15 protein-coding genes are annotated in these 16,201 nt (G+C 35.5%); 5 read left to right on the top strand and 10 right to left on the bottom strand.

The genetic code is table 11. The features are described from left to right. From VCM44_RS08760 to VCM44_RS08750, 3 genes are all read right to left on the bottom strand, one after another. Entirely contained in the window at nt 1-972 is a 972-nt protein-coding gene (locus tag VCM44_RS08760; RefSeq protein ID WP_233500267.1) for a ribonucleotide-diphosphate reductase subunit beta, read from the bottom strand. Between the two features lie 479 nt (nt 973-1,451). Beyond that, nucleotides 1,452-2,408 (bottom strand): tyrosine-type recombinase/integrase, encoded by a 957-nt coding sequence (locus tag VCM44_RS08755; RefSeq protein ID WP_115362540.1) that lies wholly within the window; start codon nt 2,406-2,408, stop codon nt 1,452-1,454. Between the two features lie 87 nt (nt 2,409-2,495). Further along, nucleotides 2,496-3,362 carry an acyl-CoA desaturase gene (locus tag VCM44_RS08750; protein ID WP_115362542.1) on the bottom strand — a complete coding sequence of 289 codons (867 nt, stop codon included), beginning with the start codon at nt 3,360-3,362 and terminating at the stop codon, nt 2,496-2,498. Nucleotides 3,363-3,523: 161 nt separating this feature from the next. On the opposite strand from VCM44_RS08750, the gene VCM44_RS08745 reads away from it, so the two are divergent. The 3 genes from VCM44_RS08745 (at nt 3,524) to VCM44_RS08735 (ending at nt 6,656) form a co-directional block, all read left to right on the top strand. After that, entirely contained in the window at nt 3,524-5,068 is a 1,545-nt protein-coding gene (locus VCM44_RS08745; protein WP_115362544.1) for an FMN-binding glutamate synthase family protein, read from the top strand. After that, on the top strand, nt 5,068-6,042 hold the full coding sequence (locus VCM44_RS08740; protein ID WP_334678582.1) for a helix-turn-helix domain-containing protein: 975 nt from the start codon (nt 5,068-5,070) through the stop codon (nt 6,040-6,042). Before VCM44_RS08745 ends, VCM44_RS08740 begins: the two co-directional genes overlap by 1 nt. 137 nt (nt 6,043-6,179) lie before the next feature. After that, nucleotides 6,180-6,656: a hypothetical protein gene (locus VCM44_RS08735; protein WP_120404778.1), complete on the top strand. Its 477-nt coding sequence runs from the start codon at nt 6,180-6,182 to the stop codon at nt 6,654-6,656. Between the two features lie 132 nt (nt 6,657-6,788). Here VCM44_RS08735 and VCM44_RS08730 read toward each other — a convergent pair whose 3' ends face one another. The 4 genes from VCM44_RS08730 to mnmD form a co-directional block, all read right to left on the bottom strand. Then, entirely contained in the window at nt 6,789-8,900 is a 2,112-nt protein-coding gene (locus VCM44_RS08730) for a hypothetical protein (RefSeq protein ID WP_334678581.1), read from the bottom strand. 337 nt (nt 8,901-9,237) lie between these two features. After that, on the bottom strand, nt 9,238-9,801 hold the full coding sequence (locus VCM44_RS08725) for an HNH endonuclease (RefSeq protein WP_115362550.1): 564 nt from the start codon (nt 9,799-9,801) through the stop codon (nt 9,238-9,240). 221 nt (nt 9,802-10,022) lie between these two features. Next, nucleotides 10,023-10,955, bottom strand: coding sequence for an NAD(P)H-dependent flavin oxidoreductase (locus VCM44_RS08720; protein ID WP_334678580.1), 933 nt, complete (start codon nt 10,953-10,955; stop codon nt 10,023-10,025). After that, nucleotides 10,955-11,710 carry a tRNA (5-methylaminomethyl-2-thiouridine)(34)-methyltransferase MnmD gene (gene mnmD, locus VCM44_RS08715; RefSeq protein ID WP_334678579.1) on the bottom strand — a complete coding sequence of 252 codons (756 nt, stop codon included), beginning with the start codon at nt 11,708-11,710 and terminating at the stop codon, nt 10,955-10,957. Before mnmD ends, VCM44_RS08720 begins: the two co-directional genes overlap by 1 nt. 76 nt (nt 11,711-11,786) lie before the next feature. On the opposite strand from mnmD, the gene VCM44_RS08710 reads away from it, so the two are divergent. Then, nucleotides 11,787-12,482: a hypothetical protein gene (locus VCM44_RS08710; protein WP_334678578.1), complete on the top strand. Its 696-nt coding sequence runs from the start codon at nt 11,787-11,789 to the stop codon at nt 12,480-12,482. Between the two features lie 11 nt (nt 12,483-12,493). Here the strand turns inward: VCM44_RS08710 and VCM44_RS08705 are convergent, their stop codons facing one another. After that, the gene (locus tag VCM44_RS08705; protein ID WP_115362558.1) at nt 12,494-14,254 is read right to left on the bottom strand and encodes an acyl-CoA dehydrogenase family protein; all 1,761 of its coding nucleotides are present in this window, start codon (nt 14,252-14,254) and stop codon (nt 12,494-12,496) included. Nucleotides 14,255-14,342: 88 nt separating this feature from the next. On the opposite strand from VCM44_RS08705, the gene VCM44_RS08700 reads away from it, so the two are divergent. After that, a complete protein-coding gene (locus VCM44_RS08700) occupies nt 14,343-14,951 on the top strand; it encodes a tRNA-uridine aminocarboxypropyltransferase (RefSeq protein WP_115362560.1) in 609 nt (202 codons plus the stop codon). 23 nt (nt 14,952-14,974) lie between these two features. Here VCM44_RS08700 and VCM44_RS08695 read toward each other — a convergent pair whose 3' ends face one another. Then, nucleotides 14,975-15,409, bottom strand: coding sequence for a Dps family protein (locus VCM44_RS08695; RefSeq protein WP_115362561.1), 435 nt, complete (start codon nt 15,407-15,409; stop codon nt 14,975-14,977). 107 nt (nt 15,410-15,516) lie between these two features. Next, a complete protein-coding gene (trhA, locus tag VCM44_RS08690) occupies nt 15,517-16,158 on the bottom strand; it encodes a PAQR family membrane homeostasis protein TrhA (protein WP_115362563.1) in 642 nt (213 codons plus the stop codon). Between the last annotated feature and the right edge of the window lie 43 nt (nt 16,159-16,201).

Below are 16,201 nucleotides of genomic sequence, written 5' to 3'. Positions count from 1 at the left end.
TTAAAACTCCGCGTCTAAAGTGAAAGTGTTATCAGACTTTTCTGATAAGATACCCGGTCTTTGGTATTCAGATACTCTCTTTTCAAAGAAGTTTGTTTTCCCTTCTAGAGAGATTAGCTCCATCCAATCAAATGGATTATCTGATCCGTAATGACTTTCTAGACCAAATTGTTGCATCCAGAAGTCTGCTACGAATTCAATATATTGCTTCATAAGGTCTTGGTTCATACCGATTAGAGAAACAGGAATTGCTTCAGAGATAAATTCTTTTTCAATTTCTACTGCTTCAGTAATGATCGATTTAATTGTCTCTTTTGAACACTGCTCATCTTTGTCTAGTAAAGAGTGTAGAAGAACAGCGAATTCACAGTGAAGTCCTTCATCGCGAGAAATAAACTCATTAGAAGTACATAGACCTGGCATAAGTCCTCTTTTCTTTAACCAGAAAATTGAACAGAATGATCCAGAGAAGAAGATACCTTCAATAGCTGCAAAAGCGACAAGTCTTTCTGCGAATGTATTCTTTGCACGTAACCACTTCATGGCCCAGTCTGCTTTTTTCTTTACTGGCTCAAAGTGATCAACGGCGTGGAAAAGACGATCTTTTTCTTTAGCGTCTTTAACATACGTATCAATTAGTAGTGAGTAAGTTTCTGAGTGAATGTTTTCCATTGCGATTTGGAAACCGTAGAAACATCTCGCTTCTGGGTTTTGTACGTCGTTGTAAAAACGAACCGCAAGGTTTTCATTAACGATACCATCACTTGCTGCAAAGAATGCAAGCACGTGAGTAATAAAGTGCCTCTCATTGTCATTTAACTTTTCCCAGTCCGCAAGGTCCTGTTCTAAGTCAATTTCTTCAGCAGTCCAAAATACTGCCATGTGTCTCTTGTACATTTCCCAAATTGAATTGTACTCAATTGGAAAAAGAACAAATCTGTCATCGTTTTCTGCTAGAATTGGTGAAGTCACAAGTTCCTCCTTAACTTTGTAAAAAACACGGACAGTAATGCTGATGTGCGAGGCATTAAAATCTTGTGTGTGCGTCTTACATGTAACTTAAAAATTAGTAAAAAATATCAAATCTTTTAAAATTAATTTAATAAGATCGTGCTGTATGTTCTATTCTAGTTTAGGCCGATGGAGTACTTCTTATCAATATACAATGGGCCAAGATTTTGACATATGCTTTTTGCGCCTCTAATTTTTATTCTTGATCACTATTGTATAGCTTTTGATACCCATTAAATATGGGCTTGACGAGATTTTGCAAGTTCTTTTTACAGAAAAAAAATCGTGTCTAAAAAAGTCTGTCATCTAATTTTTAGAGGTGAGGGGGCGTGTTAACGCTATGTGCTTATACTATATCTTGTGGCCGTAGGATTTTTGACACTACTACATCTTGTGAAAATATACGAACATTGGAGTGCGTTGTAATTAAAATTACAAATTTAATCCCAATTAAGTTTTAAAGTCGGTGCTTCTTTGATCTTATTTCTTCTCTTATCGTATTCACCAGTTGTTTTCACAGAAGCGTGTCCAACTTCAATTGCTATTGTGTAAATATCGACACCAATTTCTAGGAGTTCACCAATGAATGTTGCTCTTGCTGAGTGGGGAGTAATCTTTACACCAATCCCTGCTTGTTTTGCATAACGATCAAGAAGCTCATTAATAGTACTTGGATGGAGTGGTTTATTAAGAAATTCTGGATTACTTGGATTTCGTGTTGGTTGAAAGAGCCAGTCGTTATCTCCCGTTTCTCTCTCACACTCATTCATCCAATCAATATACTCTTCGATGGCCTTTATTGCTAAAGGGTTTAAGACCTTCTTTCCAAGCTTTCCACCCTTTGCGCGGTATTGAAGGACCTTATTGTCTCCTTGAGTTTGATAGTCTTTAAACTTGAGATTTAAGACCTCGCTCTTTCTAAGTCCTGTTGTAAAGAAAGTGACAAATAGAGCAACATGAAGATATTTGGAATTCTTATTTTGACCCATAAGAGCAAAGAGTTCTAATACCTGATCTTTTGTAAGGGCATTTGTAGGGGACTTTACTTCACTACGTGGTCTTCTGACACTTGAAACTGGATTTGCTTTAATTGAATTTTTTTCAACGAGGTATTTAAAAAAAACACTTAGACTTGCTAGCTTTCGATTGATCGTCTTAGGAGTTGAAGGATTCTGATTATGGCCGCCAAATTCTGATAAGTAATTTCGATATTTAATGACATGGATTCTCTCAATACTTTCAAAGTTTTCAATTTTGAAATAATCACTTATCCAGCATAGGAATTGATTAATATCGTTTAAATATGATTTTCTTGTATGTGATGAAGTGAAGTTTTCAAAAAACTCTTCATCAAGATCAAAGTTGTGGCCAGGATCGACCTGCTTAAGACTGAACATATTTCTATGTTAAGTTGTTTTATATCGGGTAAGAAGAGGGAAAAATATACGCGCTATGATCTTCATAATCATAACGCGTATCAGGTATTACTGCGCTTGAAGGCGCGATTTGATAAGTTCTGCTTTTGTGCGTTTTAAGTTCCAAGTTAGGCCAAGGAAGTTTAGGCCACGAATTAACCATTTTGTTGGATCAAAGTGGTACCATTTAATACCGTTGCGATAATCAGCTTGAAAAGTGTGGTGGAAATTATGATATCCTTCACCATATGTGAAAAGCGCCATGATCCAACTATCACGTGCCGTTTGCTTCTTATCATATGGCCTAGTTCCTACAACATGGCATAGTGAATTAATAAAGAATGTGCAGTGGTGAACAAAGACGATTCTTGCAACACCAGCAACAAATAGTCCTCCAAGCCAAGAGCCTGCAATTAGATGACCAAGAAAGGCCGGTAAGAGAAAGCTAAAGATAATAACAAATGCCAAATAGAACTTATGTTGAAACATAACCATTGGGTCTTTTAATAAGTCTTTTGAGAATTTGTATTCATCGGCATCTTCTAAGAGAAGAATCCAGCCCATATGAGCGTAGAAAAAGCCTTCATTGATATTATATGGATCATGGTCTGTATCTACCTTTCCGTGATGAACTCGGTGATCATTACACCACTTTAAGGCCGAGTTTTGTACAGCAGCTGCACCAAAAATCAATAAGAGAAGCCTAACTGGCCAACTTGCTTGATAAGATCTGTGGGCAAAGAGTCTATGATAGCCTGCTGTAATACCTAGTCCTGTTGCAATATAAAAGGCCAAAGAAAGGGCCATGATTCTCCAATCAAAACCGTCAACTTTAAGCCATGCAATAGTTCCTGCAATAGCTACAATAGGCGTCAATAGGAGAAAGATTGTATTTGTTTTGTTTAAGTTCTTAAATGAATAAGTTTTCGTGCACATTGGCGTTATCCTTGATTTGCGTGTGGTACTTCTTCTTAATTTATTTTAACAAGAGGCAAACAGATTCATTGTAAAACTAATGTAAATGTTGACGATAAGTTAGCTATAATATGTAAATATAAAATAAAAACTATTTCTTATAGTAAATGTAGAGGTCAAAAATGGCTTACTTAGGTCGCGGTATTAGCCCTAGAAAATTATTTTGGTGGTTCTTTTTTGTTACAAATATAGCAACAGTTTTTGCGGGAGAGTTCTTTAATGAATTCTTCTATTATCAATACTTAGTATTAGTTCCAATATACCTTCTAGGTTTTTATGATCTATTTCAAAGTGAACATACACTAAAAAGTAACTATCCTGTTGTTGGAAGGTTTCGTTATGTAATGGAAGATCTAAGACCTAAGATCTATCAATACTTTATTGAATCAGATGAAGATGGAACGCCGATTCCAAGAACAATTCGTAATGTTATTTATCAAAGGGCCAAGCTTGCTCTAAGTACTAAACCATTTGGAACTCAGAAGAATGTTTATCAAACTGGTTATGAGTGGATAAATCATTCAATGTATCCTAAAGAATTTAGTGAAGTTCAAAAAGACCTACGTGTTGAAGTAGGAAGTAAGCATTGTACTAAGCCTTATAGTTTATCAATTTTTAATATTTCGGCCATGAGCTTTGGGTCTTTGAGTTCACGTGCTGTTGAAGCATTAAATCGTGGTGCTAAGCTTAATAATTTTGCCCATAATACTGGTGAAGGTGGAATTAGTGATTACCATCAAAGTGGTGGCGGTGATTTAATATGGCAAATTGGGACTGGTTATTTTGGTGCCAGAAACGAAGACGGCCATTTTAGTGAAGAAAATTATAAAAATAAGGCAACCTTGGAACAAGTTAAAATGATTGAGTTGAAACTCTCTCAAGGGGCCAAGCCTGGCCATGGTGGGATTTTACCAGCAAAGAAGAATACTGCTGAAATTGCAAAGATTCGTGGTGTAAAAGTTGGAACAGAAGTTGACTCTCCACCTTCCCATAAAGAGTTTAGCAACGCAAAAGAGATGGTTGAGTTCATTGAGCGCTTAAGAAAGTTGAGTGGAGGAAAGCCCGTTGGAATAAAAATGTGTTTTGGAAAACGAAGTGAGTTCGTTGATATGGTAAAGACATTTAAAGAACTTGATAATTATCCGGACTATATTGCAATTGATGGCGCTGAAGGTGGAACTGGTGCAGCACCACTTGAGTTTTCAGATTCTATTGGAACACCTCTAGTGGAAGGACTAACTAATTCTTATAATATCTTAAAGGAGTATGGCCTAAAAGATGAAATTAAAATAATAGCAGCGGGTAAATTATTTACTGGCTTTGATATTGTCAAGGCCATCGCTTTAGGTGCCGATGCATGTTATGGGGCACGTTCAATGATGCTTGCAATTGGTTGTATACAGGCATTAACTTGTAATTCAAATAAATGTCCTGTTGGTATTACTACTCAAAATCCAGATCTAGTAAAAGGAATTAATGTTGAACAAAAGGCCAAGCGTGTCGCTAACTTTCATCATGCAACACTAGAGGCCGTAAGAGAAATTGTTGCAGCAGCTGGCTATGATTGTGTTACAGGTCTAAAACGAAAAGATATCTTTAAGCGTGACAGTAATCATGGAGTTCACTCTTACGAGGATATCTACCCCACATACAAGGTAGAGGTCTAATGGGTTTAGCTAAAGAACTTGATTATGATTTGCTTGCCCAGCAATTAATCCGCTCTATTCGTGCAGATAAAAGTCAGGAATGGGTTAATCAAAGGCTTGGATCTACTTCAAATATCGTTCATCGATGGGAGAAGGGACATGCAAAGGCTTCATGGGAGGACTTTTTAAAATTCTGTGACGTTTTTAGAATTGATATGAAGTTTATCTTCGTTTCATATTTACGCTTTCAGGGTGAAGTTCATGAGGTTAAAGAATTACTTTCTTTTCTCTTTAGTAATAAGAGTTTAAATGACGTGTCTATGTCTTGTGGGTTAACAACATCAAAGCTTCGTCGATTAAAAAATGGAGAAACAAACCTTAGCTTAAATAATTTTCTACAAATTATTTTTGGTTTTGATGATATGGAGTCAATGGCCTTGGTCTATGACTTAGCCGCTAATAATTCAATACCACTTTTAGACGAAAGCAATAATAAGCGTATTGAGATTACAAAACATTATTTTAGTAATCCAAATATAGGCTTAGTCCTTATATGTCTTGATCTTAATGCTTATAAGAAGCTTTCTTTTCATCAAGATAGTTTTATTTCAAAAGCATCTGGTATTCCTCTTAAAGAAGTAAACGAGATACTTAGTCTTTGTGAGGCCAATGAATTAATTGAGATGAAAAATGGCCTCTATCAATCAGGAAGCATTCGTGTAAGTGATCGCGGATCTAGGGATCAGATGCTTAATACTCGTAAATTTTGGCTAGAGAAGGCCATTTCAAATATGAGTGATAAAACTGAATTAGACGCCTATGGCTCGATGGTTTTTACAGCTAGTCAAAGTGCTCGAAAAGATATTATTGGCCTTTACTTACGCTTTTTTGAAGACTTTAAAAAGATTGTCATGGAAGATAAGGATGAAGACCTTATTCCTCTTATTCTAAATTTTAACCTTATAAACCCTGGCGATGACGATATAAATGACTGATATTTCATAGAAGTGTCTGATTTTGTAAATAATATTCCAAAATCACAGATAGTTTTTCATCTGTCATACCCAAGGGTTCTATCCAATTTGTTTATCCTCACATAATTTGATTTAAAACAAATATAAGGGGATACGATATGAAAAAAATAATCTTTGCACTATTTCTGATGATGCTTACATCTTTTACTTTTGCAGAATCAGTTGCTCGATTTCAACTTAATTTCACTCTTCAAAGCATGATGACAGGAGAGTATATCGCCGATATAAATTGTGAAGTAAGACAGGTTCTTCAATGGGAGTCTGCAGTTAATGTTTTTAAATGTGAAAACACAAAGAGTTCTGAAGTCTTTCTTATTAAAGGTGTAAATGGCGTGATTGGTTATAGTTACCAAAAGAATGTTGCTTACTCTAAGTATTACTTAAGTGGAGCTAATGGTTTAGTTTCAACTTTGCTAAAAAAAATGGGAAAAGAATATAAAGTTCTTGGCGCAGGCATGCTTGAGTTCTATTACTACGATAGAGCGCCAAAGCTTGGGACACAAGAAACAATTATTAACACTGACAATGACGATGCTTTAATTCTTAATATAAGTGATGTTTATTATCTTGATTAAAATAGTGATAGGGAGCTTAGCTCCCTTTGTTTATCTTAAATTCTCAATTAGATTTAAAAAATCGTTCCAGGTACTTTCACTTTAGGCAAATTCAACGAAAAGGCATGTTTGGAATTTTGTTAGTCATATTATCTAGCAAGTTGGCCATGAAATATAATGAAATTTATATGATCCATCTTTTTGTGAAATATAGAACTCTAGAGTCACAACTGTCATTTGTGACATTTTACCGTCTTTCATTATAACATCCACAGTACCATCTCCATTTAGGTCTCCTATGAATGCGATAGAAGGAGTACTACAGTAGAATTCTCCATCATAAGAACTGTTATCACATTCGAAATTTGCAATTTTAAGTAGGTTTCCCTCTGAATCACTTACATAATAGTTTATATAATCTGTCACTAGGCTATACTTATCATTGAGTTGATTAATTACACTTATTCCATTTTTAGCAAGAAACTCGTGTTCTTCGTTATTTTCTGGTAGAACCGATCGCCAATCGATAGAGAATTCGTAGCTGTCAAATGGATATTTAAAAACGTTTTCGCTCATTTCTAAAACTGCATCACACTTTTTATCTGGACTTTCTATGGATTCATCTAATGTCGTGTAGGCATAGTAGTCAAGTCTTGCGTCTATAGTTGTTGATTCTTCACCCCAAGGAGGTGGTTCTGGCTGAGGCGCATGTTCTATAATATAACTGTCAAATACACCATATAGTTCATAATCAAGACTTATGCAGGCAAACTTTCTAGGAGAAATATTGCTTTGAATAATTTTACTCTCATCATACTTAAATTGAACATTCTTGAGGTGGTTGAATAAGTTTCGGTCCTCGATAATACTTCGGTTATTTACTTTAGCAAAATTAACGGCTTTTAATGGGATTCTCTCAAGACGCCCTTTTTTAATTTGATGGAAATCACTTTTTTCAATATAAGAGTAAAACCTTTTATGATATTTATTAAATTGTGTCCTTAGTTCATCATAGAACTTTAGTCGCATCCTTTGCTCATGATTATTATCAAAGATATAGAAAATATAATTGTAGAAACTTATACGGGTAAATGTCGATTGTAAATTCTCTCTACTGAAGTCATCTTGTTTAAATAATTTTCTATATCTTATATCTTTAATTACTTTTAGTGCCTGTTCTTTATTCATTTGAACGTTGCTGTCGGTGATTTCATATTCACCGTCTGTTAAACGATAGACATCATGAACTCTGCCTGTCTTCCATAATAGGTCGACTACTTTGAGACCTTTTTTGTTTACGATGATATTTGCAAATTTGAAAGATGATTTATTAATTGCCTTTTTGAGTATCTCTAAAGGTGTGTGGTTTAAAATCTTCCTTTCGAGAATAGAGCTTCCCGTGTAGTCAATCTCGTAGATTATAGAACTATAATCTTCACCTAGGAGCTCTCTTGCCATTCTTAAGTTTTCACCAATGATAAAACTTATCAATGTCGGTGAGTTCTTATTTTCTTTAAAAGCTAAGTCTACCTTGTTTGACTTTAAAATGGATAAGAAATCAGTACTGTAACTAAGTAGAGAACAATTACATTCAAATTCTTTTAATAAGAATATCGCCTTTTCATGATAACCAAAATTACTAATAATAAAAAGAATATCATTTTGGTATTGCTCAATCATAACCAAGTTATTATTAATTTTTTCACCAAACCTTGATACTTGAGGACCTAGATCCCCATACTTTATTTTGAATAATGTCTTCAACTGATCAAAGCTATAGTCTTCAATTACTGTCGTTTCATATTTTTGCTCATGGTTTCCTTTAAAAAAACGATAGGCAAACTCGCTATATCTATTATCTTGATTCTTTAAGTAATCTAAGATTTCCTTATTCCCATAGGTAGAGGCGAGGGCCAAGGTAAAACGATCCGTTACAAAATCTTTCTTAATATCTAGTAGACTCTTTAGTTTATCAATTTTGCTGAACTGTACGAAATACAATATGTAAAAATTAATTAATTCATTTGGTGTATCTTTAAATTTATTTGAAAGCCTCTTTTCATAGTTAAACTGTACAATACATGATTCATCGATTGGTTGATAACCTCTTACAAGACTACCTTCTACGCTATTGCATCGATTAATAATTTTTATATTACTTTTTTTACCAAAGCTTAAGAGACTTCTCGCCTGTGAATTATGTGGAATAAGGTAAATGCAAATGCAAATTATCTTAAATATCTTTAAATCTAGATTTACTATCACTGAGGTATCCTTCTTATATAATGAATCTGCTCATATTATCGGATACTTGGTTACTTTTTTTAAATAATAAATATTTGTTCTGTGGTTTTGGGAACTTAAGGGTCATTACTTAGGCAAACCTTAAGAAGCGTCATTATCTCAAGTTCTCGATTAAGGAGTAGAAGATATCATAGAGAGAGACACTATTTCTTCTGATGCTTTTTATTGTGTAGAGTTCGATGGGGATAATCATTTGTCTTTTGTTTAAAATTCTCATAGGGATTGTTCTTTTCATTAATTTATCTTCCTCCTGTTAGATTAAGTAGGAGGACCTTGAATGGCCCTCCTTTGATTTAGGTTATGCGGCAAGTTCAAACTTCATTTTTTCTTTTGTGATTCTAGTTAGTTTTTCAAAGTCATACGTATAGCGTTCTCTTAAAAGCTTATTCTCTTTAATTGTGTTTACTAGTGCCATTAAGTGATGACTTTTTCTGTAGTCAGTCTCTTCTTTGTTAGACTTTTCTTTATTACAAGTTGGGCAAAGCACTTGTAAGTTGTCGATCATAAACTCTAAGTGAGGATGAATCGACTTTGGTTTAATGTGGTCGATATGCATATTTTCGTGTTCAATACCGCACTTTAAGCATTTCTTTCCTTGGATGCGAAATACCTGTTTGCGTAGGTACTTCCAATTTTTTTCATTCCCAAACGCAACTTGGGACTTTCTAGTGTGAATAAACTTCGCAATTTCAATTTGCGTACGAAAATCAGCTTTTTCCATCTCAGGTATTGCGATTTTTGGCCTGATAACGAAAACAAATAGCGATAACATCAACGAGAGAGAGCCTATGTACCATACTAGTGTCATGGCCAGTTCACGATAGAAGTTAAATGATAATCCATTCATCGCGATTGCATTCATTGCGTTTACCTCCGTCAAAATGTCTTTTTACTCTGTGTGTTTTTTTGTGTGTATGTGTGTTGTGTGCCTATTAGGACTTCTTCGACCTCCTCACATAGATAAGTTGCAAAGGATGTGCCAAAAAAGATAACAATTTTAGATGGTTATCATCTAAAAATTATGATTTATGGAGATAAAAAGTAACTGTTCATTTTAGTCAGGATCAGAGCGGCGCCACAAAATTAGAATATTGTGCTGAAATCTTTCATGAGCTCACTCACGCTTGGTAGATCCTTTATTGCACCTGAGGCTTGGCCTACTTCTAATTCACCTTCGTCTGTATCACCATCAAGCATACCAAGTTTTGCGCGTCCTTTTCCAAGGTGTTCAATGAGTTTTTCAACTGGTGCGCATTCAAGTTCTAATTTAAGAGATTCGGTTGCAAATTTATTTTTTAGAAGCCTTACTGGTACATGGGGTTTCATTTGAAGACGAGTATCTCCTGGGCCTGCTGCAATGATTTTATCTTTGTAATTTTGATGGGCACTACTTTCTTTGGTCATAAGAAAACGTGTGCCAAGTTGTACGCCACTTGCTCCAAGACAAAGGGCGGCCTTTATTGTTCTCTTATCAAAAATACCACCAGCTGCAATAACTGGGATTTTAACTGTGTCACATACTTGTGGAATTAGACACATGGTTGTGATCTCATCACGCCCATTGTGGCCTCCTGCCTCAAATCCTTCTGCAACAATGGCATCAACGCCAGCATCTTCACATTTTTTGGCAAGTAGTGGGCTTGAGGTAACGTGAACGACAGTGCATCCTTGGTCTTTTAGAAATTTTGTATATTTCTTTGGAGAGCCAGCTGAAGTAAAAAAGATTTTTATCCCCGCATCAAGACATACTTGGATTTGTTCTTCGGCCAAACGATAGAGTAGTGGAACGTTTACACCGATATGCTTACCATCTTCTAATAGGTCATGTGCTTTCTTCAAATGCTCTTTTAAAAGCTCTGGCTTCATTGAGCCTGCACCAATTAGACCTAGCCCTCCAGCATTGCTTACAGCTGCCGCTAATTTTGATCCAGAAACCCAAACCATTCCACCTTGAATAATAGGATAGTCGATATTAAATAATTCACAGATATCTTTTCCACTGTCTTTAAAATTCATTAAATATCCTTATCACTAAAAGCAGGGGTCTTTGACCTTATTAATTCTTTTTCTAATTTTTCATCTCGATAAGACTCAAGAGTATAGGCCCTTGTGGCGTTTCTCTTATTTCCAAAGCCTTTCATATTCGTGACGATAAAGCCTGCCTCTAACATCGCCTTACGTATTTTAACTGAGGCCGAATATGTTGTCATAACAGAATCTTTATTGCATAAGCTACGCAGATTCCTGAACCATTCTTTTGTCCACAAAGTGGGATTTTTAGTAGGCGAGAAAGCATCCTGAAAAATACAATCTATCTTAATATCTTCTAAGTCTAGATTCTTTATAGTTTCTCTAGCATCACCAAGTAGGATCTTTACTTGAAAATTCTCTCTTAGATTAAAGCTTATGAATTCTTTATTCTTTTCTAGATTACTTATATGCTTACCAATTGAAGCTTGAGAAATTACCCAATTGGCCAATTCAGGATCAATTTCCGTTGTGATAAATTGAATCTTATTAGCTATATCTTTAGTGCTTTCAAAAGTTGCTAGTATTCCAAGGCCTGCTCCAAGTCCTATCTCTAAGATCGTTATGCTAGAAGCTTGGGCCCTATCTAGCACACTACAGCCTTCAACGTAATTATAGAGTGTTTCTTCTAGAGCACCTGCTGTTGAGTGGCAATTCTCATCAAAATGGCCACTGTGTAATGTTATATAACCATCATCTGTTGTAACTGCTTGATATTCGCTAAATTTTGTTTTGAATTTCATAGGTAAAACTTAACATTTCAGTGATTCAAGGTCTATTCCCATTAAGTTTTCTTAATTTTCGACGATAAGATATCTGATGAAAAGTATCGGCTTTAAGCTTCCAACATTCATTATTTCTCTCATTTTACTCTTAAGCTCATGTGGAGAATATGGTGGCGGAGTTGCGTCTTTGTCCAATCGAAATGTCGGTGATATTGTTGAGGTGCAATCATCTCTAGATGAAATTGGTACTAGCAATATTCGCTCAATTTGTTCACGTCTTAGGGCCATGAGAATGGATCTCCAAACGATTACTGATATTGAAAGTGTAGTCTTCAATGTTAAGTTTGGCTCTTGTATGAGTGGTGATAGTGTTCGTGATGTTGTTGCTGAATTAAATGCAAATTATAATGGAACAGCAACTCTTTCTGTAAAGACTAATCAATTTGATGTTCCAGGTACTCTTTTAGAATCACAGGTTCAAACAGATTTAAATGGTGTGGTGGCAGATTTTTGTAGCGCCTTTGCAAGTAATAGTGATGTCAATGCTGTCTATCAAAACTATGCAAATCAGGGGATTGTATATTCCTTCCCAAACACAAATACTTTCATTAGAAGTGTTGTCATTGATAATTCTCAGAATAAAGTATTAGTTGAGAAGCAAACTTATATTATCGAAGAAAATTCTATTGCTGATAAGAATGTTTTAGTTGAAAGAATCGAATACCAGTCTCAATGTGCTAATAAGAATGCAAAGGTCGATATCCAAAAACTAAATGAATACCGACCTTAGAATATTTCTTCTTATCTAATTTCCCAATCTTTATAAATTCCAGTAAGCCTAGGTGTTACAAGTGTATGATAGCGCTTAAATAAGTCATAGCGCTCCTTATCCATTGAAGAATGGTTTGCTAACACTCTTAAAGTTTCAAGATATGAAAGTCCCTGACAAATTGTTTCAGCATGAAGCATGAGTTTGTCGACATTATCTTCATTCATCCATGCTTTAGGATTAGTTAAGTCTGATAGCTTTTCTGGTTTAAGGCATTTCATAATCAACTTAATAAGATTCTTCTTAAAAGTATATTGACTACCTGAAAGCTCACGTTGGCCTAAGTTATCACTTGCTACCCATGCAAATGCAGGGTGCTTGATAAAGAGATTTGAGAAGTATTTTTGCGGATTTTTTGCAACATACTTAATCATATCCTTAAGTGCCATAAGGGCCTGGATTTGACTTGTTCCTTCATAAAGTAGAGGCCCAAATGAGTCTCTGTGATAACGACTTACTGGATACTCTTCCATGAAGCCATAACCACCTAGAACTTGAATGGCCTTTGTAGAAAGCTGTGTATAAGCTTCACATGCATAGTATTTAACAAGTGGAGTTCTCTTTCTTGTCCAAATTGAAGCATTCTTAAAGATGGCCTCTTCTTCTTTTGTTAGTTCTCCAACTTCATTCTTTTTAAGATCAAGTTTTTGGAAGATATCATATGAAGAAATTGTATCAACTAAAAGAGCTCTAAGAGCATCTCTTTCTGTTTCAAAATCTTCTAAATTTCTTTTCATAAGTGGTAATTCAGATATCGGTTTATCAAATTGAACGCGCTCTTGAGCATAGTTCTTTGCATAACCGATACATCCTTCAATTCCACCTAGGGCCTGCATTCCTACAGCAATACGCGCCTCATTCATAAGGTGAAGCATGTATCTGAAACCTTTTCCTTCTTCTCCAATAAGACGTGCAACAGAGTTTTCATATACGATTTCGCATGTGAAAGATCCGTGCATTCCCATCTTGTGTTCGTTCTTAGCAACCGTATAATTAAGGCCTTCTACAGTTGGATCATCTTGTTCACAGATAAACATTGAAATACCCTCAAGTCCTTCTGGTGCACCTTTAATACGTGCTAGAACAAAACCAATTCCACCACCACCATTAGTGATGAATATTTTTGAACCATTTAATTTATATGTGCCATCACCAACTGGTGTTGCGCTTGTTTTAATCATTCCAAGATCAGAACCACAACCTGGCTCTGTTAAGTTCATTGATCCCGATAATTCACCTGCAACAATCTTAGGTATAAGTCTTTCGGCCGTTTCATGATCACAGAAGCGGTGAACCATATCTGCGATAGAAGTAAAGAATGCAAGTTGCGTACATTGTGAATTACATGCACGTGATAATTGCTCTAAGAGTATCATTAGGGCAACAGCTGGTAGACCCATACCACCAAATTCTGTCGGAACACATAGGCCAAAAGCACCAAGTTCAGTTGCTTCTCGATAGAACTCACTTAATTCTTTTCCTGGAATAGTGCGACCATCCTTAACAACACCAGCGCCATTGACGTCAATGGCCTCTGCGCGATTGTAAACAGCATCAGCTGCCCAGCTTCCAGTTTGTGTCATAAGTTCTTCAATAAAACTTATCACTTCTTCTTGATTGTTAAATCCATCTGCAGTTGGGAACTCTTTGTAATAAAGAGGGATTATGGCCTTCCAGTCCACTGCGTTCTTTAACATCCATTGCCATTCTTTTTCATCGCTAAAATAATTCATTAAAGATTGATCCTTTTATAATTTAACTATTAACTAATATTAAGACATTTTTCGAGTAAATGTGTCAATTCTATGATAGTTAAACAGCATGTCAAAACCACGCCGAAATACACGTGAATCACGTTGCCCAACTTGTCGCATCAATACGCATTGGTGCTTTTGTGAGCATTTGAGTAGTTTTCACAATAACACTGAAGTCATTATCCCAATGCATTATACAGAGCGATGGCTAACGAGTAATACTGCATATTTTGCAACCCTTGTACTTAATAAATGTAAAATTATGGAAAGGGGAAATATGTATGACCCCTTTGATCCAAACGCCTTTGATTTCGAAGAAAATAATTATATCTACTTATTTCCGACACAAGACTCACTACCTTTAAATGAGTTTGTGGCCGATCATCGAAAGACTTGTTTGGTTGTTCCGGACGGATCTTGGTCAAAAGCAAAGAAATTTCATAAAAGGGAAGATGTTCTAGCAAAAATGCCAAAATTTCATTTAATAGATGTTGGTGAGAGTATCTATGAATTAAGAAAGTCTCCAGGAGAGAACTTCTTATGTACTTATGAAGCAATTGCACACGCATTAAGTGTCTTAGAGGGAAGTGAAGTAAAAGATCATATGATGAATATATTTAAGGTCTTTGTGGAAAGAGTAAAAAAAAGCCGGAAAGGTGATTTCCGGCTCGATTGAAAAAATAGGATGTCGTAGTAATACTATTCGAGCATTGCTTTAAGTTGCCAGTTTTGCTTTTCTAGCCAAGCAACTTTGTCATCAGCATATGCTACTGTTGAAGCATCTCCTGCTTCGTCAGCAGTTCTTGATAATTCTTTAAATGCATTTAGGAAGTAGTCATTATCTTTTAAAATAATTTCTAATGACTCTTTACTAGTAAATGAAGACTCATTAGTTTCTTTAATACGACTAATCTCTAATGCATTGGCCATTGTTAGAACTGGTTTTTCACCAAGTTGTAATTGTCTTTCTGCAAGGTCATCAAAGATAACGGCGAACTCATTGTATAGAGTCTCTGTTAACTCGTGGATTGGAAGAAACATCATTCCCGTAACATTCCAGTGAATATTATGTAGCTTCATGAAATATACTTGGGCATCTGCTTGAATAAGTTTTAATTGATTAATTGTATTCATACGTTCTCCTTTTTTGTTAACGTGATCAGTATAACAATAAGAATTATATGAATCCAATAAAGAATATATGTCATGTAATAGTCAAAATCTATTGAAATTTAGGTTTATTAAACGTATGCATACACCGCGTAAAAGTGCGATGTAGTCCCTAGAAGAACACAAATATGCCATATTGCATGACCGAGATAAAGGCTTTCACGCAAGTAGAAGAGAACTCCACTCATGTAACACGCTCCACCAATAACGATCCATTTTAAGCAGTCAAAACTTAAGTTTGATTGAAGTTCATTTCGAATAACAAGAACCATCCAGCCCATAGCAAGACAAAGAACAATTGTTAAAACTTCAGATTTGTTAAATGCAAATAATTTAATGAGAATCCCGATAAAGGCCAAGGCCCAAATATTGATCATCATCCACATTCCGGTTTCACCGCGAATGGCCAGCATTAGAAATGGAGTATACGAGCCAGCAATTAGTAAATAGATACCAATATGATCCATGCGACGAAATATTTCTTTAAGTCTACGACTTCTTTTGCTGTCAAGGCCATGATAGAGAGTCGACATACTATAAAGAAAAGTGATGGAGAGTCCAAATACGCTATAGGCAAAAGTATGTAGACCTGTTTGGGCCTTCATGATCATCATGACAGTACCAACGACACCAAGGATTATACCAAGGCAATGGGTTGAAGAATTAATAATTTCTTCAAATTTTGAATAGAGTTCTCCGTCTCTCTCGTGCATATTAAAATTATAGCAGAAGTTAAGAAATTCTATAGGTAGGTTA

This window comes from Halobacteriovorax sp. DPLXC-1 (assembly GCF_036903125.1).
GTDB classification, from domain to species: domain Bacteria; phylum Bdellovibrionota; class Bacteriovoracia; order Bacteriovoracales; family Bacteriovoracaceae; genus Halobacteriovorax_A; species Halobacteriovorax_A vibrionivorans.
Note: the sequence above shows the minus strand (reverse complement) of the source record. Positions and strands in the feature narration are given on the sequence as shown.